Source organism: Dyadobacter sp. 22481, from assembly GCF_052044875.1.
Lineage (GTDB): Bacteria > Bacteroidota > Bacteroidia > Cytophagales > Spirosomataceae > Dyadobacter > Dyadobacter endophyticus.
Genome location: NZ_JBQENV010000003.1, coordinates 252,107 through 274,644, shown reverse-complemented (window position 1 = coordinate 274,644; position 22,538 = coordinate 252,107). Strand labels below are relative to the sequence as shown.

Annotated in this window: 20 protein-coding genes; 16 read left to right on the top strand and 4 right to left on the bottom strand. The window is 50.8% G+C overall.

Annotated features, from left to right (window positions below; all coding sequences use genetic code 11):
- The first annotated feature begins 3 nt into the window (after positions 1-3).
- From ACTJJJ_RS20110 to ACTJJJ_RS20095, 4 genes are read left to right on the top strand one after another with little or no spacing between them, the layout of a single operon-like run.
- Positions 4-1,416, top strand: coding sequence for a RagB/SusD family nutrient uptake outer membrane protein (locus tag ACTJJJ_RS20110; protein ID WP_440702798.1), 1,413 nt, complete (start codon positions 4-6; stop codon positions 1,414-1,416).
- A 3-nt stretch (positions 1,417-1,419) separates the two neighbouring features.
- Positions 1,420-2,799, top strand: coding sequence for a glycoside hydrolase family 140 protein (locus ACTJJJ_RS20105; RefSeq protein WP_440702797.1), 1,380 nt, complete (start codon positions 1,420-1,422; stop codon positions 2,797-2,799).
- A gap of 4 nt (positions 2,800-2,803) precedes the next feature.
- On the top strand, positions 2,804-4,636 hold the full coding sequence (locus ACTJJJ_RS20100) for a six-hairpin glycosidase (RefSeq protein WP_440702796.1): 1,833 nt from the start codon (positions 2,804-2,806) through the stop codon (positions 4,634-4,636).
- A 41-nt stretch (positions 4,637-4,677) separates the two neighbouring features.
- Entirely contained in the window at positions 4,678-6,699 is a 2,022-nt protein-coding gene (locus tag ACTJJJ_RS20095; protein ID WP_440702795.1) for an aceric acid hydrolase, read from the top strand.
- Positions 6,700-6,703: 4 nt separating this feature from the next.
- On the opposite strand, the gene ACTJJJ_RS20090 is transcribed toward ACTJJJ_RS20095, so the two are convergent.
- From ACTJJJ_RS20090 to ACTJJJ_RS20080, 3 genes are all read right to left on the bottom strand, one after another.
- Positions 6,704-7,069: a helix-turn-helix domain-containing protein gene (locus ACTJJJ_RS20090; protein ID WP_440702794.1), complete on the bottom strand. Its 366-nt coding sequence runs from the start codon at positions 7,067-7,069 to the stop codon at positions 6,704-6,706.
- Between the two features lie 9 nt (positions 7,070-7,078).
- A complete protein-coding gene (locus ACTJJJ_RS20085; RefSeq protein WP_440702793.1) occupies positions 7,079-7,372 on the bottom strand; it encodes a type II toxin-antitoxin system HigB family toxin in 294 nt (97 codons plus the stop codon).
- A gap of 101 nt (positions 7,373-7,473) precedes the next feature.
- Positions 7,474-8,253 carry a 3-keto-disaccharide hydrolase gene (locus ACTJJJ_RS20080; RefSeq protein WP_440702792.1) on the bottom strand — a complete coding sequence of 260 codons (780 nt, stop codon included), beginning with the start codon at positions 8,251-8,253 and terminating at the stop codon, positions 7,474-7,476.
- Between the two features lie 236 nt (positions 8,254-8,489).
- Between ACTJJJ_RS20080 and ACTJJJ_RS20075 the strand changes: the two genes are divergently transcribed.
- The 9 genes from ACTJJJ_RS20075 (at position 8,490) to ACTJJJ_RS20035 (ending at position 18,349) form a co-directional block, all read left to right on the top strand.
- The gene (locus tag ACTJJJ_RS20075; RefSeq protein WP_090156563.1) at positions 8,490-9,257 is read left to right on the top strand and encodes a DeoR/GlpR family DNA-binding transcription regulator; all 768 of its coding nucleotides are present in this window, start codon (positions 8,490-8,492) and stop codon (positions 9,255-9,257) included.
- Between the two features lie 57 nt (positions 9,258-9,314).
- Complete coding sequence (locus ACTJJJ_RS20070) at positions 9,315-10,775, top strand: L-fucose/L-arabinose isomerase family protein (RefSeq protein ID WP_426295515.1); 1,461 nt, start codon at positions 9,315-9,317, stop codon at positions 10,773-10,775.
- A 56-nt stretch (positions 10,776-10,831) separates the two neighbouring features.
- Positions 10,832-11,659 (top strand): transketolase, encoded by an 828-nt coding sequence (locus ACTJJJ_RS20065; protein ID WP_440702791.1) that lies wholly within the window; start codon positions 10,832-10,834, stop codon positions 11,657-11,659.
- 23 nt (positions 11,660-11,682) lie between these two features.
- The gene (locus ACTJJJ_RS20060) at positions 11,683-12,657 is read left to right on the top strand and encodes a transketolase family protein (RefSeq protein WP_440702790.1); all 975 of its coding nucleotides are present in this window, start codon (positions 11,683-11,685) and stop codon (positions 12,655-12,657) included.
- 87 nt (positions 12,658-12,744) lie between these two features.
- Positions 12,745-14,169 carry a nucleoside hydrolase-like domain-containing protein gene (locus tag ACTJJJ_RS20055; RefSeq protein ID WP_440702789.1) on the top strand — a complete coding sequence of 475 codons (1,425 nt, stop codon included), beginning with the start codon at positions 12,745-12,747 and terminating at the stop codon, positions 14,167-14,169.
- Positions 14,170-14,222: 53 nt separating this feature from the next.
- Positions 14,223-15,179 (top strand): D-ribose ABC transporter substrate-binding protein, encoded by a 957-nt coding sequence (locus tag ACTJJJ_RS20050; RefSeq protein WP_440702788.1) that lies wholly within the window; start codon positions 14,223-14,225, stop codon positions 15,177-15,179.
- Positions 15,180-15,181: 2 nt separating this feature from the next.
- Positions 15,182-15,799 carry a DUF2291 domain-containing protein gene (locus ACTJJJ_RS20045; protein WP_440702787.1) on the top strand — a complete coding sequence of 206 codons (618 nt, stop codon included), beginning with the start codon at positions 15,182-15,184 and terminating at the stop codon, positions 15,797-15,799.
- On the top strand, positions 15,796-17,316 hold the full coding sequence (locus ACTJJJ_RS20040) for a sugar ABC transporter ATP-binding protein (RefSeq protein WP_440702786.1): 1,521 nt from the start codon (positions 15,796-15,798) through the stop codon (positions 17,314-17,316). The genes ACTJJJ_RS20045 and ACTJJJ_RS20040 overlap by 4 nt, the downstream gene beginning before the upstream one ends.
- 58 nt (positions 17,317-17,374) lie before the next feature.
- On the top strand, positions 17,375-18,349 hold the full coding sequence (locus ACTJJJ_RS20035) for an ABC transporter permease (protein WP_440702785.1): 975 nt from the start codon (positions 17,375-17,377) through the stop codon (positions 18,347-18,349).
- An 84-nt stretch (positions 18,350-18,433) separates the two neighbouring features.
- Here the strand turns inward: ACTJJJ_RS20035 and ACTJJJ_RS20030 are convergent, their stop codons facing one another.
- Positions 18,434-19,525: a T9SS type A sorting domain-containing protein gene (locus ACTJJJ_RS20030; protein WP_188937845.1), complete on the bottom strand. Its 1,092-nt coding sequence runs from the start codon at positions 19,523-19,525 to the stop codon at positions 18,434-18,436.
- 339 nt (positions 19,526-19,864) lie between these two features.
- Here ACTJJJ_RS20030 and ACTJJJ_RS20025 point away from each other — a divergent pair, with 339 nt between their 5' ends.
- The 3 genes from ACTJJJ_RS20025 to ACTJJJ_RS20015 all read left to right on the top strand — a co-directional run bounded on the left by ACTJJJ_RS20025 (position 19,865) and on the right by ACTJJJ_RS20015 (position 22,404).
- The gene (locus ACTJJJ_RS20025; protein WP_440702784.1) at positions 19,865-20,395 is read left to right on the top strand and encodes a hypothetical protein; all 531 of its coding nucleotides are present in this window, start codon (positions 19,865-19,867) and stop codon (positions 20,393-20,395) included.
- Between the two features lie 135 nt (positions 20,396-20,530).
- The gene (locus tag ACTJJJ_RS20020) at positions 20,531-21,148 is read left to right on the top strand and encodes an RNA polymerase sigma factor (protein WP_188937847.1); all 618 of its coding nucleotides are present in this window, start codon (positions 20,531-20,533) and stop codon (positions 21,146-21,148) included.
- A gap of 101 nt (positions 21,149-21,249) precedes the next feature.
- Complete coding sequence (locus ACTJJJ_RS20015) at positions 21,250-22,404, top strand: FecR family protein (RefSeq protein WP_440702783.1); 1,155 nt, start codon at positions 21,250-21,252, stop codon at positions 22,402-22,404.
- The last annotated feature ends 134 nt before the right edge of the window (positions 22,405-22,538 follow it).

The following is a 22,538-nucleotide window of genomic DNA, read 5'->3' as shown; positions in this document are numbered from 1 at the left end:
AAAATGAAAAGATATATCAAATCCATAGCCCTCGCCGCATTGATCGCTACGCAATGGAGCTGCAAGGACTCATTTCTCGAACTGGCGCCGGTATCGAACCCGAGTGCGGAGAATTTTTACAAAACAAAATCGGATTTCGACCTCGCTGCCAATGCGGCCTACAACACGCTTTATACCGTGTATCACCCGCAGGGCCCGGTTTCCTACGCCGGCGAGCTGATGTCGGACAACGTCACGATCTACAACATTTCGGGCAACCAAGCCGACAAATGGCAGTTCCGTGACTATACGCTCGCTCCTGCAAACACGATGGTGTACCAATTCTGGCAGGATTTCTACCGTTCGATCTACAATATCAATATCATTTTGGACAGGATCCAGGGCGCCGATCTCGATGCCAACTACAAGGCCCAGACACAAGGCGAAATGCTCTTCCTGCGCTCGCTGTATTACTATAATATGGTACAGCTCTGGGGCGATGTGCCGCTGGTAACACGTCCGGTAAGCGCGGCGGAAGCCTACGACATCCTGCGTACCCCGGCGACTGAGATTTACGCCCAGATTACCAAAGACCTGGCGGAAGCTAAATCCAAACTTCCGGCTGCATCGGCGATCACCGGCCGGGCTACGAAGGGCGCTGCGCAAACCTTGCTCGGGAAGGTGTACCTGGCCGTTGGCGACAAAACCAATGGCGTGAAGGAGCTCAAAGAGGTATACGACAGCAAGCAATACGATTTGCTGCCGGCTTATGCATCGCTTTGGGATGCCAAAAACAAAAATACGAAAGAGTCGATCTTTGAAATCCAGTTCCTGGGAGGCTCGGCGACATCGCCTTACAGCAACTACTACCTCGAATTTTTCCCGAATTCCAATGCTTTGGGCTTTTACGGCGCAGGTATGAATCAGGTTGTGGACGATATCTGGAATGAATACGAAAAAGGCGACGGCCGCCGCGAGGCTTCGATCGATACCGGCTTTACAGATGCAAAAGGCAATTTTACCAAAGCTAAATTCCCTAAAAAATGGCAGGATAAAACCGCGCCGCTGATCAACCAGAACATCGCCGCGAACAACAATTTCATGGTGCTGCGCTACGCCGATCTGCTGCTGTTACTTTCCGAGGCGACCGGCGACGCCACTTACCTGAATCAGGTGCGGAAACGGGCCGGATTGCCATTGTACGGAGAAACCGGTTACCCCGCGAAATACAACACGGTAGCATTGGCAGTAGAGCACGAACGCCGCGTGGAGCTCGCATTCGAATTTCATCGCTGGTTTGATTTAAAACGCACCAACCGCGTGATAGATGTCCTGGTGGCAAAAGGCAAGCCCGTAACGCAAAACAAACTGGTATTCCCGATTCCGAACTTTGTCAGGGATCAGAACGCCAAGATTACGCAGAATGCAGGGTATTGACGCATGGATTCTAAGCTCTTGAACCTTAAACTCCTGATGCTCCTTTGTGCCGGTTTTATCGCCGGCACAAAGCCTGTTTATAGTCAGTCGAAGACGCTGAAAATTTCTGAAAACGGGCGGTTTTTCACAGATCAGGACGGGGAACCGTTCTTCTGGCTTGCCGATACGGGCTGGCTGCTTTTCAATCGCCTCACCCGGGAGGAAGCTGATCGCTACCTTACCGATCGGCAGCAAAAAGGTTTTAATGTGGTGCAGGTAATGGTGGTGCAGGCATTGAGAACGGTGAATGTATATGGCGATTCCGCTTTGACAAACCACGATTTGGGCGAGCCGAAAGTGACTGACGGGAATGCTTTTGAGCGTTCGGAGGAGTATGATTACTGGGATCACGTTGATTATGTCGTCGGAAAAGCTGCTGAGAAGGGCATTAAGATCGGTATGGTGCCTATTTGGGGCAACGCGGTGAAGAACGGGAAGACGAGCGCGGCGCAGGCGAGGGCCTATGCACAGTTTCTGGCGCGGCGTTACAGGGATCGGTCCAATATTGTATGGATCAATGGCGGGGACATTCAGGGTGACGTTGTTCCTGATGTCTGGGAAGCGATTGGCAGTACCTTGCGGGCGGAAGATCCGAACCATCTCATTACCTTTCATCCGTTTGGCAGAATGCAGTCTTCGAAATGGTTTCATGATCGCGACTGGTTGGATTTCAATATGTTCCAGTCGGGCCACCGCACGTATACACAGGATAATGAGGCCAAAGATTTGCGGTATGGCGAGGACAACTGGCGTTATGTAGAGGCTGATTATGCCCGCACGCCCATCAAACCGGTGCTCGACGGCGAGCCATCGTACGAAAACATCTGGTACGGCCTGCACGACAAGACATTGCCCGTTTGGACGGCCGATGACGTGCGGCGATATGCTTACTGGTCGGTGTTCGCGGGCGCTTGCGGGTTCACGTACGGGAACAATGGCGTAATGCAAATGCGGTACGCACGAGACCCGAAACTGCCTTCCTGGGAAGAGGCGATTGACGATCCCGGGGCCGGTCAGATGATCCATTTGAAAAACCTGATGCACTCGAAACCCTATTTCGAGCGCGTGCCCGACCAGTCGCTCCTTGCCGAAAATGGCGAACGCTACGATCGCCTGCTGGCCACCCGTGGGAAAGATTATGCATTGATTTACACCTGGAATGGTCGTGATATGAAGATTAATATGGGGAAAATAGGTGGTGCCAAGTTGAATGCGAGCTGGTATGACCCGCGCACAGGGCAAACCCGGATTTTAGGAAAAGTAACAAACAGAGGAATCAAAACATTTGACCCGCCCGGAGGGGTTAGAAACGGGAACGATTGGGTTTTGGTGTTGGAAAAATAACGGTATGCATAAGGAATTAGCAGGAATGTTCGCCCTTTTGATGGCGATGGGAACGGCAAATGCGCAGGAAACCATTCGTTACACAGGCAAAACGCTTGTGAATGTCGACTACCACCATGGACAATTGAGCCCCGCCATCGGCGTGCATTCGTACCAGACTTTACGGGCCAACCGCACCGATGCGAGCAGGGATTCGGCCATTACCTGGACCTATAACCACGCCCCGATGCTGGCCTACTGGAATGGTACATTTTATTTGAATTATCTCAGTAATCCCGTCGGTGAGCACATCCCGCCGGGACAGACCCTTTTACAAACCTCGAAAAGCGGTAAAACCTGGACGAAGCCGGTTGCGATTTTCCCGCCTTACAAAATTCCCGACGGTACGAAAAAGGAGGGACACCCCGGTGTAGCGAAAGATTTGTACGCGGTAATGCATCAGCGGATGGGTTTTTATGTCTCCAAAAGCAACCGTTTGCTCACATTGGCCTACTTCGGAATGGTGCTCGATGCCAAAGACGATCCGAACGACGGTCACGGGGTCGGACGGGTGGTGCGGGAGATTAGGAAAGATGGTACTTACGGCCCGATCTATTTTATTCGGCACAATGCGTCTTGGAAAGCGCCTTCGGATTATCCAATGTACACCGAAAGCGAGGACAGAGGCTTTGTAGAAGCCTGCGACGAACTGCTGGCCAATAAGCTCGTAACCCAGCAATGGGTGGAAGAAGCTGACCGTAATGACCCGGTGATCAGTTTGAAAGGGGAATATAAGGCATTCAGTTCCTATCACTTACCCGACGGCCGTGTGGTCGGTCTTTGGAAAAATGCACTGACCAGTATCAGCAGGAACGAGGGCAAAACGTGGCTGTACAATCCCAGGCGCGCGCCGGGTTTTGTGAATAGTAATGCGAAAATCTGGGGGCAAAAAACGTCGGACGGCAAGTACGCGACGGTTTATAATCCCTCCGAGTTCCGCTGGCCGCTGGCGATTTCGGTGAGTGATGATGGTTTGGATTACAAAAACCTGCTGCTAGTAAATGGCGAAATCACCTCAATGCGCTACGGAGGCAACTATAAATCCTACGGCCCGCAATACGTCCGTGGTATTTCCGAAGGCGATGGCGCACCACCGGACGGCAATATCTGGGTGACTTACAGCATGAATAAGGAAGATATCTGGGTGTCGGGAATACCCGTTCCCGTACGCGAGAAGGCCGAAAAGCACGCCACCGACCGCTTTGCGCAAATGCCGGATGGTAAGGAACTTGATGAATGGAATATTTACAGTCCTTTGCAGGCGCCGGTAAGTGTTGGTGAAGGTCAAAATGGTAAATCATTGATTATCAAAGATACAGATCACTTCGACTATGCCCGCGTTGAGCGCGTGATTCCCGCGACGAAAAAGCTGGATGCCGAATTTTCGGTGACGCCCAGCCAGAACGACACCGGTTTATTAGACATAGAATTCCTCGATGCAAAGGGTACGCCGGGCATTCGTTTGTCTTTTGATTCAACCGGGATATTCAGGTTAAAAGCAGGCTACCGCAACAAAACGCTTTTGGAATACCAAAAAGGACAGCGCTACGACATTAAGGTGCAGGCCAACACCGAAACGCGGCTTTACAGTGTCGTTGTGAATGGTAAACAGGTGGGGACCGGTGTGCTTTTCGCCCCGCTGGAAGCTGTGAGCCGCATTGCATTCCGTACCGGCGAAACCCGCCGCTTTCCCGATGCCGATACGCCCACGGACCAGATGTACGACCTGCCAAATGCAGGTATTCAGGACCCGGAGGCGGTTTTTAAAATAGATTATTTGATTACCAAGCCATTCTAATGCAGGTTTTTGCCGGAAAGGCATGGCTGATTTTTGAAAATATGAAAACTACTAAAACCATTATTGCACTTTCGATAGGGCTGAGCTTCCATGCATTTGCTCAGGAAAAGGCGCTTGTGAATACCTCACAAAGTAAATTCGTGAAACTCCACGGCGCAGACATGACCGCCGTGCAATGGACGCAGGGCTTCTGGGCCGATCGTTTCAAAGTATGCCGCGAAACGATGGTGCCGCAGCTCTGGAAAATCTATACCGACCCGAACCTCAGCCATTCCTTCCGCAATTTCGAGATCGCAGCGGGCCTCGAACCCGGCAATTTTAAAGGTCCGTCTTTTCACGACGGCGATTTTTACAAAACATTTGAAGCAGTAGCCAGCCTGTACGCGGCCACGAAAGACCCGAAACTGGACGGGCTGATGGACAAAACCATCGGGGTGATCGCCAAAGCGCAACGAGCGGACGGGTACATTTATACCAAAGCCATTATAGAGCAAAAGCAGCAGGGCGAGGGCAAAATGTTCGCCGATCGCCTCAGTTTCGAAGCCTACAACTTTGGCCACCTCATGACCGCCGCGTGCGTGCATTACCGCGCCACGGGCAAAACCACGATGTTGGATGTGGCCAAAAAAGCGGCCGATTTTCTGATAACCTTCTATAATGCGGCCACCCCCGAGCAAAGCCGCAATGCCATTTGTCCGGCACATTACATGGGCCTCTCGGAGCTCTACCGCACCACGCACGACGAAAAGTATTTGACCCTGGTAAAGCACCTGATCGCCATTAAAGGCGCCACCGAAGGCACCGACGACAACCAGGACCGCATTCCGTTTTTGAAACAAACCAAAGTGATGGGTCACGCTGTGCGGGCCAATTACCTGTACGCAGGCGTAGCGGATGTGTACGCAGAAACCGGCGACGAGGCGCTGCTCGCGCAGCTGCACGCCATGTGGGACGACGTTACCCAACACAAGATGTACGTCACCGGCGGCTGTGGCGCACTGTACGACGGGGTTTCACCCGATGGTACCTCCTACAAGCCCGACGAAGTCCAGAAGATCCATCAGGCATATGGCCGCGACTACCAGTTGCCCAACTTCACCGCCCACAACGAAACCTGCGCGAACATCGGAAATGTCCTCTGGAACTGGCGCATGCTCCAAATCACCGGCGAAGCCAAATATGCTGATATCGTGGAGCTTGCACTATACAATAGCGTGCTCTCCGGCATTAATCTCAAAGGTGACAAGTTTTTATATACCAATCCCTTGGCCTATTCCGATGCATTGCCGTTCAAGCAACGCTGGGAGAAGGACCGGCAGGCCTACATTTCGAAATCCAATTGCTGTCCGCCGAACACAGTCCGCACAGTCGCGGAAGTGAGCCAGTATGCTTATAGTCTCGCAGACGCGGGTGTTTTCTTTAATTTGTATGGCGGGAATAAGTTTCAAACAGCGATTAAAGGGGGCAAGCTGCGCCTGACACAAACCACTGATTATCCGTGGAATGGCAAAATCTCTATAACGCTTGAAGAAGCGCCAAAAGAAGCGGTGTCATTATTTTTCCGCATTCCGGGCTGGTGCAGCAATGCGGGTTTGGTGGTTAATGGTAAAAAGGAAACTGTTAAACTGGCTTCGGGAAGTTATGCTGAGCTTCGGAGAGCTTGGAAATCAGGCGATAAGATTGAATTAACACTCGATATGCCCGTCAAACTGATCGAATCCAATCCGTTGGTAGAGGAAACCCGTAACCAGGTCGCCGTAAAGCGTGGCCCGGTCGTTTATTGTGTGGAATCCATTGATCTGCCCCAAGGTAAAACGATCTTTGATGTAGCGATCGGCGCTAAAAATAACTTCAAACCGTCGCTTTTAACCATCGAAAATAGCCCGATTATGAGCTTGCAGGGCGATGCGGTGCTGGTTGATAATTCGGATTGGAGCAAAAAGTTGTACCGCGAAGTATCAGCCGAGGCGCCCAAAACCATTCCCGTGCGACTGGTGCCTTATTATGCCTGGGGGAACCGGGGGCATGGGGATATGTCGGTTTGGCTGCCGCTGGTAAGGTAGTAGCTTATGCATTATCCAGCAAAACACCGGGGTCAATACCTAGCTTGTGGTAAACTGCTTTTAAGAACGTGACATCTGGTTCTCGTCGGCCATTCAGGATTTGGGAGAGTCTTTCCTTCCCCAATCCCAGCAAATCGGCAAGACCTGCCTGGGTAAGATTAAGCTCGAAGCGTTTACTTTCGACCAATTCCGGGATGGATTTTGGCATTGGGAAAGGATAATGTATTTTTTCGTATGCCTGGATCGCCAGCGCAAGCACCTCCACACGGTCCGCTTCTTCGTCCGAAATATGTTCGTCGCCCTTTTTCATCAAGCTGTTTAGCTCTTCCAATGCGTCTTCGTATTGCTTTTCTGATTGCAAAGTTTCCATATCACTGTCTTACAATGTAGACAAATTTACTTCATCATATTGTTTGTGCGTACCAATGAACCGAATGAATAGCGTTCGTTTCTTGAACAGGATTCGTGCTATTAGCCTACACTTGTTGCCGCCTATATTAAACACAAACAGGGCATTACCAACAGAATCGACAGAGTTGAAAGTTTGTTTGACATCGGCAAAATTCGCCCAGCTCGCATTCAGGGCTCCTTTATACCAATTGTCTAGCGGGCCTTCCAGGTCTCTATTATTTAAACAGAATATTCTGATCGCTTTGTGAGAAACAACAACCACAAGTTTGCTTTATGAAGTTACAGCTTCAATTTTAAAAACAATTGTTGTTGAGAGTGATTTTTGTTCCCAAATGCACTTGCTTGCTTATCAAACGGATTTCCTCACAACTCCCTAACCCAAATATTCCGAAAACTTACCCGGCTCCCGTGTTCCTGCAATTGCAAAGGCAGCTTTGAGTCGTGGAATTTGTATTTAGGATAACCCTGATACACCATCGGTCCTTTCAATTCTACATGGTTTAAAATCAACACATTATTGTGAAAAACCGTCATGTAGGCAGGTTTCTCAACCGTCTTGTCCGCGCGGAAGACGGGGGCTTCGAAGATCACGTCGTAGGTCTGCCAGGTTTGAGGTTTTCTGGCGGCGTTCACCAGCGGGGCATGCTGTTTGTAGACGCTGCCGGCCTGGCCGTTGTAGTAAATTTTGGTGTTGTAGTTCCAGGATTCGTAAATCTGCAATTCATAGAGGCCCATGATGAGCACGCCGCTGTTGCCACGGTTGAAATCCTTGTCTTCGGACGGGTCGGGCGTGCGCCATTCGAGGTGAAGCTGCATGTTGCCGAACCTCTGCTTCGTCCGAATGTCGGTAGCTTTTGGGACGATGGTAATCGCCTCGCCGTCTGTTTTCCATTTGACGGGCGAGCCATCGGGATGCTCCCATTTGGTGAGGTCTGTTTGGCCGCTGTATAGCACGATGGCATCGGAGGGCGGCTGCGCGTAGGTTTCGCCCGGCGTCACGAGCGCTGGTTTGAACGACCAGTCTTCGGTCGCGGAAGGCGGGGGTAATTTGTCTTCCTTTCCGGATTGGCCGGTGGCCAGAGCGTTGATCCCCAGTACAAGTGCCCCGGTGAACAGGTACTTTATAGCGTATTTGTGTGGCATGACTGGAATAGCAAAATGAAGCATAAATCAGACTGTTGTTGATATACAAAGAAATAGTAGCACGATAACTCACTATTATTTTCAATTTTCTCTTTTTATTTTCTTTTATTTACGTAAATTTGCTTTTAATAAGTTTAGGTGTTCTATTTGAGCTGTGAATAGGTTTATTTTTTGTCGGTATGTGACGAATTGTTTCTTTTCCATCTATTTTTAGGTAAAAAACAAAAGTTGATACAATGCTGGCAAATCAGAGAAGAGAGAAAATACTTGAACTGTTAAAAGAAGATGGCTCGGCGAAGGTGATCGATCTCGCCAGGCTCTTTAAAGTAACCGAGGTAACGATCCGTCAGGATTTGGACAAACTCGAAAAAGACGGCCTCGTGATCAAGGAACACGGCGGGGCGTTTTTGAAGAATGTCGAAGATCAGGTCCGCAATTTTTCGCTGGCCAACCAGGAGAATCTCGATAAAAAGGAGCTGATCGCCGCCAAATGCCTGGAATTTATTTCCAATGGCGATACGATCATCCTCGATTCGGGCTCTACCACGACGGAGATTGCGAAGAAGCTGCGGGGCAGTAATAAGCACCTGACGGTGATTACCAATGCGCTGAATATCGCATTAATCCTCGGAGCCGAAACGGGCATCGAGGTGATCATGACCGGAGGCGAGTTTAAGCCGCCTACCTTGTCGCTGACGGGTCAGAAAGCCGCTGATTTTTTCAAAGGCCTGAATGTGCAGAAGTTGTTCCTCGCCACGGCAGGCTTGTCGCTGAAAGCAGGGCTTACGTACCCGAGTATCGCCGACCTGGTTGTAAAAAAAGCGATGATCGACGCAGCGGATACGACTTACCTGGTTGCGGATTCTACGAAAGTAGGAAAAAGCGCATTCGCGAGCCTCGGGGCGCTGTCGTTGATCGATTACATCATCACCGACGCGGGGATCGAGGAGAAGCATCAGCAGTTGTTTCATGATAATGAGATTGAATTGATCATCGCGGAGTAGGTTTCCGGGGGAAGGAAGAAGGCAAGGACGGAGCGGATTTTAATACATACCATGAATATGAAAAGTATCGGAGTCATTATTGGTAACAGGGATTTTTTTCCGGACCGGCTGGTGGCCGAGGCGCGGGTGGAGATTGTTGATTTACTTAAAAAATTAAATATCAATGGCATTATGCTCGACACCGAGGCTACGAAGCTGGGTGGTGTCGAGACGTTTCAGGACGCGCAGAAATGTGCGGCATTATTCCGGGCACACCGGGATGAGATCATTGGCGTGCTGGTAGTGTTGCCCAATTTTGGGGATGAGCGGGGTATCGCCGAAACGTTGAAACTCGCCGATCTGAATGTGCCCGTGCTGGTTCAGGGCTATCCCGACGACCTCGACAAGCTGGATGTAGCCCGTCGCCGCGATTCGTGGTGTGGGAAGATTTCCGCCTGTAATAATTTGTATCAATTTGGTATTAAATACACGCTCACCACAAAACACGTCGTGCATCCGACCGATCCTTCATTTATTAAAGATCTGAATGATTTCGTGGCGGTTTGCCGGGTGACCAAGGGGCTGCGTAATGTGCGCATAGGGGCTATCGGTGCTCGCCCCGGCGGGTTCAACACGGTGCGTTACAGCGAGAAAATTTTGCAGCGCAACGGCATTTCGGTTGTTACGGTCGATTTGTCGGAGATTTTGGGTAATGCCAACAAGCTTCACGCGCAGGATTTGAAAGTGAAGGAGCGTTTAGACAAAATCACTTCCTATGCCTCGCGGGGGCGCACGCCTGATGAAGCATTGATCCAAATGGCGAAGCTGGACGTGGTTTTGGGAGATTTTATTGAGGCGAATGCACTGGATGCAACGGCCATTCAATGCTGGACTTCGGTGCAGCAGAATTATGGCTGTAATGTATGCACGAGCATGAGCATGATGAGCGAAAATATGATGCCGAGCGGCTGTGAGGTGGATGTGACGGGTACATTAAGTATGTATGCATTGCAACTGGCCTCGGGCTCGCCGAGCGCGCTGGTGGATTGGAATAACAACTACGCCAACGACGATAACAAATGCGTGCTTTTCCACTGCGGTAACTGGGCAAAATCGTTCTTGCCGGATATCGAAATCGCGACGGCGCCGATTCTGGGCACATCGGTGGGAGAAGAGAATACCTGGGGTGCATTGGCTGGCCGCACGCCCGCAATGCCGCTCACGTACGGGCGCATCAGCACGGACGACCCGCGCGGCGTAATGAAGGCGTACATAGGCGAGGGTAGGCTGACAGACGATTCGCTGAAAACATTCGGTAACCGTGCCGTGGCCGAGATTCCGAACCTGCAAAACCTCATGCAATACATCTGCCGCAATGGTTTCGAACACCATGTGGTGATGAATGCATCCAAAACGGCGGGCATATTGAAAGAAGCTTTGGGCAACTATATGGGCTGGGAAGTGCAGGTGTTCGACGAACCCACGCAGCAACCGAACCCCACCCGCATGCCCGACCGCGAACTCGTTTCGCAAAACTGAAACCCTGAACTATCGGAATTACAAATACCGGCAATGCCGGACTAATGCTAAAAGTCATGTCGGAAAAGGAACTGACGCAGAAATCGGTGGAATACCGTAAGAAAATACTCAAATATATCTACCAGGCCAAAGCAGGGCATACCGGCGGCAGCCTGTCGTGTATCGATATTTTGAATGTGCTCTACAATTACACGATGCATGTCGACGCCGACCATTTCGACTCGCCCGACCGCGACCGGTATATTCAAAGCAAGGGACACACGGTGGAAGCGTTGTATGTGGTGCTCGCCTCCCGGGGCTTTTTCCCGGAATCGGATCTGGATACTTTGTGCAAATACCAATCGCATTACATAGGCCACCCTACCCGCAAAGTGCATGGCGTGGAGCAAAATACCGGTGCATTGGGCCACGGACTTTCGCTCAGCGTGGGGACTGCTATCGCGGGCAAGCTCGACAAGCGCGATTACCGCGTGTTCACCATCCTGGGCGACGGGGAACTGCCCGAAGGGTCCAACTGGGAGGCTGCATTGTCGGCAGCGCATTACAAGCTCGACAACCTTTGCGCTATTCTGGATAAAAACACCTTGCAAATCAGCGGCCCAACCAGCGCCGTGTGTAATACCGATCCTGTCGACGAGAAATTTGAAGCATTCGGATGGGCCGTGCGGAATGTGGATGGGCACGATATGGGAGCGCTTATGGCGGCATTTGATGCATTACCCTTTGAAAAAGGCAAGCCAAGCCTGATTATCGCGCACACCGTGAAGGGCAAGGGTGTGAGTTATATGGAAAACCAATTGAAATGGCACCACGGCGTACCCGATCCAAAGCAGTATGCCGATGCGATACAGGAACTGGACCTTCTGGAAGAAACACTTTCCTGAGCCACTCCCGATAACCAATTTAAATGCAAAAAATATTGGATGCGACTATCGAGAACATTGCTGTGAGCCAGCGTGCTAACCTGGAAGTTTTTTCAGGCACATTGCAGCACCTCGCCCAAACCGACAGGGACATTATCGTGGTAACGAGCGACTCGCGCGGCTCCGGAAAACTGGTGCCGTTCGGGCAAAAATTTCCCGAGCAGATCATCGAGGTAGGCATTGCCGAGCAAAACCTCGTGGGCGTTTCGGCAGGTTTGGCTTCGGCAGGTAAAAAGGTTTTTGCCGTTTCTCCCGCCTGTTTCCTGACGGCCCGCGCGTTGGAACAGATCAAAAACGATGTGGCCTACTCCAACAACCCGGTGAAGCTGATCGGTATCAGTGCCGGCGTGAGCTATGGCGCATTGGGCTCCACGCACCACAGCTTGCACGATTTTGCCGTTTTGCGCACCATTAACAACATTATAGTAGTAGCTCCGGCAGATAATTTCGAAACGGAGCAAGCCATTTTGCTGGCTGCGGAAAGCAATATTCCGGTGTACATCCGCTTTGGCAAGAAACAGATGCCTTTGCTTTCCGAGGATGAAAAGACTTTCGGGTTCGGGAAAGGGCGCATCGTGCGAGAGGGAAGCGACATTACCATTATCGGAACAGGCGAAACGGTGGCACCTGCATTACTGGCTGCCGAAAAGCTCGAACGCGAGTACAATGTCTCCGCCACGGTGGTGAGCATGCACACGATCAAGCCGCTGGATTACGATCTTTTGCAAAATATCGCTGCTGCCGGCCAGCCTGTTCTTACGGTAGAAGAGCATAGCATTTACGGGGGGCTTGGTGAGGCTTGCGCTTCGTTTTTGATTCAGCATAACTTTCATAACCGGTTCAAGATCATGGGTATTCCCGATGAATACACCGTTACCGGCTCTCAAACAGAAATTTTCAACCATTACGGCATTTCGGAAGGAGGCATCGCCGCCGCGGCACTTGGCCTTGTCAGGTAAGCAACAGTCCGTGTAAGTGTAAACGGTCGGTTAATTAGTCGTTGTAGCATCAGGTATTTTTCAAATAGGGTTATTTGGTCAAAATTTATGAAACTGATAAGACAAATGTGCTGTGCTGCCGTGCTGCTTCTTGCAGCCGGCCGCGTCGCGTGTGCACAGGAAGCGCCCGGCGTGGACACGCCCAAACACCGCGTGCTGGTACTGACAGACATTGAGAACGAGCCGGACGACACCCAGTCGATGATCCGGTTTTTGACCTATTCCAATCAATGGGACATCGAGGGCCTCGTAGCCACGACCTCCATTCACCAGCAAAAACGGGTGGCACCGGAAAAAATCAAACAGCTCATAGAAGCCTACCGCAAAGTGCGTCCGAACCTGCTTTTGCACGAAAAAGGTTATCCTGAGGCAGACTATCTGATAAGTATTACTAAGAGCGCCTATCCCGATTTTGGCCTGAATGCAATAGGCAAGGGCAAAGATTCGGAAGGTTCTGAATGGATTATCAAAGTAGTAGATAAAAAAGACGATCGGCCGGTATGGATTCCCGTCTGGGGCGGTGCCAACTGCTTGGCACAGGCACTTTGGAAGGTTAAAATGACCCGTTCGCCAGAAGACGTTAAGAAGTTTGTGTCTAAAATAAGAATGTATACTATTTCGGATCAGGACGATACAGGTCCGTGGATCCGTAAGAATTTTCCGGAATTGTTTTACGTGGGCAGCCCCGGCTATCACGCGGCGGGCGCTTACCACTATGCCACCTGGTCGGGCATCAGCGGTGACAAGTTTCACGGCCGTTTTGCAGGCGCTAACTTTGAAATAGTAGACAACCCCTGGCTCGACGAGCACGTACGCAGCCACGGCCCGATGGGCAAGGAATATCCATTTACCAAATTCCTGATGGAGGGCGATACACCTTCTTTTTTAGGATTGATTGATAATGGCTTAAACGATCCCGAGCACCCCGAGTACGGCGGCTGGGGCGGGCGGTACGAACTTTATACGCCGCGTACACTCAAATATTTTTATGAACCCGAAACCCGTCCGATCTATACCGACGCGATGGACGAGGTGAAAGGCGTGGACGGTGCCTACCATACCAGCAACAAAGCGACGCTCTGGCGTTGGCGCGAAGCATTTCAGTACGATTTCGCAGCGCGGATGGATTGGACGATCAAGCCTTACAAAGAGGCTAATCATCCGCCAAAAGCCGTCGTGAAAGGCGGTACGCGCATTCATGCCAAAGTGGGTGAAACCGTGCAGCTGAGTGCGGAAGGTTCGCAGGACCCGGATGGCAACGCATTAGCCTACGAGTGGATCTATTACCCGGAGCCGGGTAGTTACAATATCAAAGAATCGCTCGGCATTAAGGATATAAAAGCCACACAGACGTCTTTTGTGGCTCCAAAGGTGGAAAAACCGGAGACGATTCACGTGGTACTGGCCGTTACCGACAATGGCTCGCCCGCGCTGACGCGTTACCAGCGCGTGATTGTGACCGTGTACCCCTAGCCGGGCCCCCTGGCCGGGGGCCAGTAAGTGCAGCCGTCTAAACCCATTGAAGCATGAAAATCAGCATACATTACCGGATAGCACTTTTTAGTATCCTGTTCGGGCTTGGATTTACAGGTTGTAAAACAAAAAAATCCGAAAACGAGCCGAAGAAGATCGCGATCGTCGTGTCGACCCTAAACAACCCTTGGTTCGTTTTCCTCGCTCAAAAAGCCGAGGCGAAAGCGAAGCAGCTGGGCTATGAATCCAAAATATTTGATTCCCAAAACAATACCGCCCAGGAAACCGACCATTTCGACAATGCGATTGCGTCGGGCTACGACGCCATTCTATTCAATCCTACCGATGCCGACGGATCCATTGTGAATGTGAAGAATGCAGTAGCAGCGGGCGTACCGGTGTTTTGCATGGACCGGGAGGTGAATGCCAATGGCGCTGCTACTTCGCAGATCCTGTCCGACAGCTATTCCGGCTGCGTGGCTATCGGGAAGTATTTCGTCGAGACATTAAACAAGAAAGGTAAATACGTCGAAATCCTCGGGATGGTAGGCGATAACAACACCTGGAACCGTTCGAAGGGCTTTCACAGCGTGGTGGATTTCTATCCGGGTTTAAAAATGGTCGCACAGCAAAGTGCCGATTTCGACCGTAACAAGGCCATGGAAGTGATGGAATCGATCCTGCAAGCGCATCCGGATATCGATGGGGTATTCTGCGGCAACGACGCCATGGCCATGGGCGCTTACCAGGCATTGGTTGCTTCCGGAAAGGCCGATCGCGTGAAGGTATTTGGCTTCGATGGTGCCGAGGATGTGGTGAAATCTATTCAGGACGGGAAGATATTGGCAACAGGCATGCAGTTTCCGGAGGTAATGGCGCAGACGGCAGCCACTTTTGCCGACGAGTACTTCAAAGGAAAACGTGATTTTCCGGGCAAAATGCCGGTGGCTGTGGAGTTGGTGAAAAAGGATAATGTCGAAAATTATGCCGCTTACGGCGAAAAAGAATAGCTATGCCTAAACCGATCCGATACCTGATTTACGTGGCGGTGATTGCATTACTGGCTTATAATTCGGTGTATTTTAAAAAGCTGGATGAAGTGAAGGCCGGCACCACGTCATTCGACGCCGCCCGTTATGCCAGGGATTTCTGGCAAAAAAAGCTAACGCCGGGCCTTTCCAAAGCCGTGGACCTGAACGCATTGACCACACTTTTGAAAACCGACAAGGAAAAAGCATTCAGTGCGCATTCACACGCGTTGGGCATTGGTAACATCCGTTATTTCCTCGTAAAAGGAGCAGGTGTTGTAAGCGATGTGGAGGAGAATGAGGTGACGTTGAAAGTGGGCGGGAATGAAGCGCGCATTGCTACCGAATACATTTTCGGCAATGCGGTCCGCGATGCTTCGGGCGCTATCGATATTAATGCATTTACAAATTCCATGGATTTTAATAACGTATCGGCCGAGATCAACAAGCTGATCCGCGAAAAGGTGGTGCGGGCATTCAAATCCAAAGTAAAAAAAGGTGATCGCGTGGTATTTCACGGCGCGATCGAACTGAACCGCGAGCATTTGCAGGTGAATGACATTGAAGTTATTCCCGTAAGTCTCCAAATCGAAAAGCCATGACGGAAACAGCGACATTGTTGGAAGTGAAGAAGGTTACGAAGCGGTTTCCGGGTGTGGTTGCGCTGGACGAAGTCTCACTGTCGATCGAAGCGGGCAAGGTTACGGCTCTGATCGGCGAAAACGGGGCGGGAAAATCGACATTGATGAAGATCTTGTCGGGCGTTTACCCGGATTTTGAAGGGGAATTTTATTACAAAGGAGAACCGGCGCGGTTCTCGGACCCGAAAGACGCGCAGCAGCACGGTGTGGCGATCATCCACCAGGAACTGAACCTGATTCCCTATTTGACCATTGCTGAAAATATTTTCCTGGGCCGCGAATTCGTGACCCAGTATGGCACAATGGACAAAAGCCGCATGCGTAAGCGCACGCAGGAATTGCTCGACCGGTTGAAGCTGAAAGTCAATCCCGATTCGCAGGTTTTTAAGCTCAAGGTAGGGCAGCAGCAGATCGTCGAAATCGCCAAAGCGCTGCTTACCGACGCGGAACTGATCATCATGGATGAGCCGACCTCCGCTATTACGGGCGCGGAAGTGGAAGTCCTTTTCGATATTGTCGCCGATCTTAAGTCCCAAAACAAAGCCGTTGTGTATGTTTCGCACAAGCTCGACGAGCTCTTCCGCATTGCCGATAATTACGTGGTACTGCGGGACGGTAAAAGTATCGAATCCGGCGAAATGGCGGGCATGACCCAGGATCAGCTGATCAGTAAAATGGTGGGGCGGAAAATTGAGGTTATGCGTAAAACCACTGACCGCGGCGTGTGCGAACCGTTGCTGGAAGTGAAGAACCTGAGCCTAACAAGCCAGTTGAAAGCGGGGAATGTGCTGAGCAATGTTTCTTTTAACATAGGTAAAGGGGAAATTGTAGGTCTTTTCGGACTAATGGGTGCAGGACGTACCGAGTTGCTTGAAACCATTTTCGGGCTCCATCCGGCACGTTCTAGCGGGCAGGTGCTGCTCGGCGGACAATCCATTTGTTGCGATTCTCCCGCGCGTGCCATCGCAGCCGGGCTCGCGCTCGTACCCGAGGACCGGAAGAAAGACGGTCTCGTGCTCGGCCTGGGAGTAAAAAACAATATCAGCCTCACCACATTGCAGGAAATGGAGCGGCTGGGCACGCTCAGCGACTCGAAAGAATGTGAGTTGGCTGATCACTATATCAGTGAGTTACGCATTAAAACGCCAGACAAAGAACAGAAGGCTAAAAACCTCAGCGGAGGCAACCAGCAGAAGATCGTGCTCGCCAAATGGCTGGCGACGCGCCCGAAAGTGCTCTTGCTCGACGAACCGACGCGCGGCATCGACATCAATGCCAAAACGGAGATTTACAAACTCATTATCAGGCTTGCCGACGAAGGTTTGGGTATCTTAATGGTGTCTTCCGAACTCCCCGAAATTCTGGCCATTTCCGACCGCATCCTGGTAATGGCGGAGGGGCGTCTGACGGGCGAGTTTCTGGCAAGCGAAGCGTCGGAGGATGGGATTTTGAAAAAGGCTATAAGTTCTATGCAGTAGGCTGTAAGCACTTTTACGACGCAGTAAACATGAACATTCAACATAAGTATACAGCCTAATGCCTATTGCATACAGCCCCAAAAACCTTGCCAAGTTCCAGTCGCTCATCGCGCTGTTCCTGCTGTGCCTCGCATTAAGCATTTTGTCGGACAAGTTTCTGACGTTTTCGAACCTTTGGAACGTTATGCGGCAGATTTCGGTCAATATCTGCATTTCGGTGGGGATGACTCTGATTGTGCTAACTGCGGGGATTGATTTATCCGTCGGCTCGGTACTTGCATTATGCGGGGCTATTACGGCGGGTTTGCTTAAAAACGGTATTGAATTGCCGGGCCAAAATCTGTTTATCGGCTTTACAGTGTTGGGCGCAATTCTTGCGGGCGCGCTTTCCGGCTCGGCGATGGGCGCATTCAATGGCTGGGCCATCACCAAGTTCAACGTGCCGCCTTTTGTGGCTACGTTGGCCATGCTTACTGTCGCGAGGGGCCTTACCATGCTCTGGACGGGCGGTTTCCCGATCAGCGGGCTGGGAGATACGTTTCTGTTTATCGGTACGGGCTGGTTTCTGGGTATTCCGGTGCCGGTCTGGATTTCTATCGTGGTGGTGGCGCTCGCCGTTTTCCTTACCGATAAAACCCGCATTGGCCGTTACATTTACGCCATTGGAGGCAATGAAAGTGCCTCGCGGTTATCGGGCATCAATGTCAATAAGGTCAAAATAATCGTGTATACTATTGCCGGAGCGCTCGCGGCGGTGGGGGGGATCATGGTCACATCGCGCCTCGATTCCGCCCAACCCAACGCGGGTATCAGCTATGAACTGGATTCGATCGCGGCCGTCGTTATCGGTGGCACCTCGCTTTCGGGCGGACGCGGGAGCATTCTCGGCACCGTGCAGGGAGCGATTATCATTGGGGTTTTGAACAACGGTTTGGTCCTTTTGAATGTATCGCCGTTCTGGCAGCAGGTGGTGAAGGGGCTGGTGATTTTGCTGGCGGTGATTATTGATAAGTCGAATTCGAAGAATGAATAGACTTGATTGATCGAGTCTATGCACTCCCGGCTGAATTTTACCATCATCAACGGATTTTCAGCACGGGAGCGAATAGCACAGATTTTATTTGTTAACTACAATCTTGGATGTGACCTGGCTGTTGTCGTCTTGTAAAATTTTCATCAGGTAGAGCCCTCCGGCAGTGGAGCCGACATGGACCGTATTATCAGCCGATAGCTCGAAACTTTTTACCAGTTTTCCCGACATATCCCAAAGTTGCGCTGCCTTGATTTTGCGGCCGACAGTCGGTGAAAGATGGATCACCCCCGACGTAGGATTGGGCCAGGCCTGCGAAAATTCGGGGAAGTTGACAACCTCAATTTTACTGTAAGCGAATGAGTCGTCGTTGTCCACCATTTTGAGCCGGTAGTAGTTTGATCCGGCGAACGGAGTGGGATCGACTAATGTATAGTTGTTCAGCTCTTTGCTTTCGCCTTCCGAGGTCACAATTCCGATGGCAGACCACTGTTTTGCATCCGGACTTCTTTGTATTTCGAAGTGTCGGCTATTGGATTCCTCGGTGGTAGCCCAATTCAAGACGGTCTGATTCAATTCTTTCGAAGCGGAGAAAGATTTCAAAACCACAGGGAGCGGTAAGACAAACAATTGAATGTATAATAAGCTTCGCGTTGCATCATTAGACACGTTTACGCTGGGTTCGGGACTAAAAAACCTGTTGACCTGATCAGCCGCTTCTACACCATTTACCTTAACTGACCACTCATGATATGCCTCGATTTCTCCTCCGATCAGGGCGATATTCGAATTCCCGCCGATCCCCCATTGCGCGTCGTAAAGTTCAAATTCGACCAGATCCAGCGTGGCCCCCGGAGCGAGGGAGATGGGCAAACTTCCGGTCCATGTTTGCATGTTTTTTACACCAAAATTGTAATACGAATTATCCTTGATGACGTCTTTCGGGTCGGGATAGGTAGGTAAGAATTTCCTTCTGATCGGGGTCTTACCACTGCCGAAACTGAGGGTGTACTTTATCCCTGTGAGGTTTCCCGTAATGGTGGTCGATCCATTGTTTTTGATCACAAAAATGACCTGGCTGGACGTGCCGCCGTGACGAAGACCTCCCTGGATGTTTTGTGCATGGCTGGCGATTGCAGAAATGATGAGAATGCCGAATAGAAATAGATTTGTCTTCATGGTTGGCTATTGTTGGATTTAGATTTTTTACAGGGCTTGCAGATCTGGAAATGATATGGAATGTCTTGTAACTGAATTGTATAGTGTTGTAACTTATTGCAACTTAACTTATTTTTATCAAGTATCAAAAGGGCAGATTTATCCTTGTTGCGCACAAGATGACCATTGAATCCTTTGGTATGTCACTGCTTGCTTAGCAGACGCATTTCGGCTCCGATTCGCTGCATATCGCAGTCGGAAATAGTCCTTCAAAACCTAAACAGATTTTCGAATAGCACCGGAGTTCATGCCATTACCGCGATTATCCGTAAATTATCGCATTCACTCAATTTTAATGCGATGCGAGATCACGAACCGCTGATCGGCGAGCTCCTGGAACGTTTCAGACAGGAAATCGGTACCGACCTTGAAAAGTATTCCAATCACGTTCACCGGGTTTTCGAAACTTGTGTGATGCGCGATACCGACCCTGCAAACCGCTACAAATATGCCATTGCAGCCGTATTTCACGACATCGGGATCTGGACGGCCCACACGATCGACTACCTTCCGCCATCCATCGAGCAAGCTGAGCATTACCTGAATACCACACAAGGCGGCGCGGGTGTTGCCGAAATCACAGCTATGATTTATTGGCACCACAAGATCAGGGCCTATCGCGGTACATTTTCAGTAACGGTCGAAACCTTTCGGAAAGCAGACTGGACCGACGTGTCACTAGGCCTGCTCACATTCGGTGCCAACCCACAAATGCTTCGTCGCCTGCGCCGGAAGTTCCCGAATGCCGGATTTCATTGGTTTTTGATAAAAAAGATCAGCGCTAATTTTTTGCGCCATCCTCTCAATCCGCTGCCGATGTTTAAATCGTAAGAATGGCGTCAGCGTATAGGGTTGGCGTTAGTTGAGTAAGTATAATTGTTCCATGATTTAATGAAATGTATGGTAGTAAGAAAGCAGTCCGGGGTGCTTTCTGTTCTCGAACCTGTCTAAAATTCATCCGTCTTCATGAAGGCCTTAACCCGTCCGGGACTCCGTCCGGACTTGTATTTCGAAGAAGAGCAGAAACTGTGGCGGGAAATGCTGGCGGGGGATGTCACCGCTTATGAACACCTTATTGATCGTACCTATGACCTGCTTTTTCACTATGGGACGAAGTTTAACAGCGACCGCGAGCTGATCAAGGACTGCATTCAGGATGTTTTTCTGAGTGTCTGGGAAAAGCGCAACGCGTTAAATCCGGAAATTCCGCCTAAACCTTACCTGCTGGCGTCGCTACGCCGCCGCCTGCACCGCCTCGCGTCGCGCCTGCGGATGGATTGCATGGATTACTACAATGAATCAGATATTGTTTTCGATATCGAATTCAGTGTCGAGTACCAATTGATAGAATCCGAAAATGACCGGCTGGTAGCCTCCCGTATGACCGAAATGCTCAATGAACTCCCCAAACGGCAAAAAGAGGCTGTCTTCCTTCGTTTTTATAATGATATGGAACGTGAGGAGATTGCAATGGTAATGGACATTCAGCCTCAGTCCGTTTCCAATCTCCTGCAAGAGGCATTCAAGTTTATCAAATCGCACTGGAAAGCCATCGTCTCGCTGGCCCTGACCCTGCCGTTTTGAATTTGAAATGCCGCATTTAAAAAATTTCAAAAAAAATCAGAAAAATACAGTATCGTCGTCCGGTGATGGTCTAATGGTGTTTGAAAAGCTAAATTTTGAACATGGACCATTACCGCGATTTCAGTTTGGGGGAGTTTGTCTGGGATAAACCGTTCCGCAGCTGGGTGCTGAGCCCTACCCGCGAGGACGATGAGGCCTGGCAAAGCTGGCTCACCGCCAACCCCGACAAACGCGAAACGGTGGAGCGCGCACGCCAGCTGGTTCTTTCCATTCGTCCGGCGAATGCGTCACTAAGCAGTCCTGAAAAAAGGAAAGCTTTGGAGCGGATCGTGGAGCGGCTGGAAGTGAGAAGCCCGGAAGTCGTCGAAAGCCTGCATTTGCGCTGGTACGCAGGTCGGCCGGCGCGAATCGCCGCGATGCTGGTGTTGCTGGCAGGGTTAGCATGGATATTCTGGTTGCGTCATCAGCCGAAAGCGATCGGTTACGACCAACTTGTTGCTGCTGCGAACGTCGAGATGCGCGAAACCGTAAACAAGACCACCCATCCGCTGACCGTCGCCCTTGAAGACGGCAGCCGCATTACCCTCGATCCCGGGAGCAAAATGAGTTATCCCGCACGTTTCAGCAGCTCCCGGCACGGCGGTGCCCGGCACGGCGGTGCGCGGCACACCGGTGCCCGGCGAGAGGTGTTTCTTTCCGGAAAAGCGTTTTTCGATATTGCCAAAGATCCTTCCAGACCTTTTTTTGTGTATGCCAATGAGTTGGTAACCAAAGTATTGGGTACAAGTTTTACCATAAGATCCTATACCAACGAGCGGGAGGTTTCAGTGGCTGTAAAAACGGGCAAAGTGGCAGTTTTCTCGAGGGAAGATCCCGACGCGACAGAGAAGCAAAGCTCCCGCGAGCTTACGGGCGTGGTAATCGAACCGAACCAACAGGTGGTTTTTGTACGAAAAACCGTCAAAATCACGAAAAGCCTCGTCCCCGAGCCGGAAGTTGTTGCCAACGCCGGTGCCGCTCCCCATTTTGAGTTTGACGAAGCGCCTGTGTCGGCCGTATTCAGTGCATTGCAGAGCGCTTACGGCATCGAAATTATTTATGACAAGAACATTATGGACGAGTGCCCGGTTACGGCCACGCTTACCGAAATGTCGCTGTACGAGAAGCTGGACCTGATTTGCAAGGCCGTAGACGCCAGCTATAAGAGCATCGACGGGCGGATCGTGGTGGAGGGAAAAGGTTGCAGAAATAACTAAAGAAAAAGCCGGCCCATGCGCCAACATGGCCGGCTCGGATATCCTCAGTGGTTAGCAGACCGTCACATCCTATGTAAATGGGATGAGGAGGAAGATTTTGCCAAGTTTCAATTAACAAAACCGTTCAAATTTAT

What these genes read in the sequence shown, in the direction of transcription:
- ACTJJJ_RS20020 (WP_188937847.1), top strand. Translation starts at nt 20,531, where the DNA reads ATGAAGGCCTTAACCCGTCCGGGACTCCGTCCGGACTTGTATTTCGAA.
- ACTJJJ_RS20075 (WP_090156563.1), top strand. Translation starts at nt 8,490, where the DNA reads ATGCTGGCAAATCAGAGAAGAGAGAAAATACTTGAACTGTTAAAAGAA.
- ACTJJJ_RS20060 (WP_440702790.1), top strand. Translation starts at nt 11,683, where the DNA reads ATGCAAAAAATATTGGATGCGACTATCGAGAACATTGCTGTGAGCCAG.
- ACTJJJ_RS20095 (WP_440702795.1), top strand. Translation starts at nt 4,678, where the DNA reads ATGAAAACTACTAAAACCATTATTGCACTTTCGATAGGGCTGAGCTTC.
- ACTJJJ_RS20090 (WP_440702794.1), bottom strand. Translation starts at nt 7,069, where the DNA reads ATGGAAACTTTGCAATCAGAAAAGCAATACGAAGACGCATTGGAAGAG.
- ACTJJJ_RS20030 (WP_188937845.1), bottom strand. Translation starts at nt 19,525, where the DNA reads ATGAAGACAAATCTATTTCTATTCGGCATTCTCATCATTTCTGCAATC.
- ACTJJJ_RS20025 (WP_440702784.1), top strand. Translation starts at nt 19,865, where the DNA reads ATGCGAGATCACGAACCGCTGATCGGCGAGCTCCTGGAACGTTTCAGA.
- ACTJJJ_RS20065 (WP_440702791.1), top strand. Translation starts at nt 10,832, where the DNA reads ATGTCGGAAAAGGAACTGACGCAGAAATCGGTGGAATACCGTAAGAAA.
- ACTJJJ_RS20070 (WP_426295515.1), top strand. Translation starts at nt 9,315, where the DNA reads ATGAAAAGTATCGGAGTCATTATTGGTAACAGGGATTTTTTTCCGGAC.
- ACTJJJ_RS20035 (WP_440702785.1), top strand. Translation starts at nt 17,375, where the DNA reads ATGCCTATTGCATACAGCCCCAAAAACCTTGCCAAGTTCCAGTCGCTC.
- ACTJJJ_RS20050 (WP_440702788.1), top strand. Translation starts at nt 14,223, where the DNA reads ATGAAAATCAGCATACATTACCGGATAGCACTTTTTAGTATCCTGTTC.
- ACTJJJ_RS20055 (WP_440702789.1), top strand. Translation starts at nt 12,745, where the DNA reads ATGAAACTGATAAGACAAATGTGCTGTGCTGCCGTGCTGCTTCTTGCA.
- ACTJJJ_RS20045 (WP_440702787.1), top strand. Translation starts at nt 15,182, where the DNA reads ATGCCTAAACCGATCCGATACCTGATTTACGTGGCGGTGATTGCATTA.
- ACTJJJ_RS20110 (WP_440702798.1), top strand. Translation starts at nt 4, where the DNA reads ATGAAAAGATATATCAAATCCATAGCCCTCGCCGCATTGATCGCTACG.
- ACTJJJ_RS20040 (WP_440702786.1), top strand. Translation starts at nt 15,796, where the DNA reads ATGACGGAAACAGCGACATTGTTGGAAGTGAAGAAGGTTACGAAGCGG.
- ACTJJJ_RS20080 (WP_440702792.1), bottom strand. Translation starts at nt 8,253, where the DNA reads ATGCCACACAAATACGCTATAAAGTACCTGTTCACCGGGGCACTTGTA.
- ACTJJJ_RS20105 (WP_440702797.1), top strand. Translation starts at nt 1,420, where the DNA reads ATGGATTCTAAGCTCTTGAACCTTAAACTCCTGATGCTCCTTTGTGCC.
- ACTJJJ_RS20015 (WP_440702783.1), top strand. Translation starts at nt 21,250, where the DNA reads ATGGACCATTACCGCGATTTCAGTTTGGGGGAGTTTGTCTGGGATAAA.
- ACTJJJ_RS20100 (WP_440702796.1), top strand. Translation starts at nt 2,804, where the DNA reads ATGCATAAGGAATTAGCAGGAATGTTCGCCCTTTTGATGGCGATGGGA.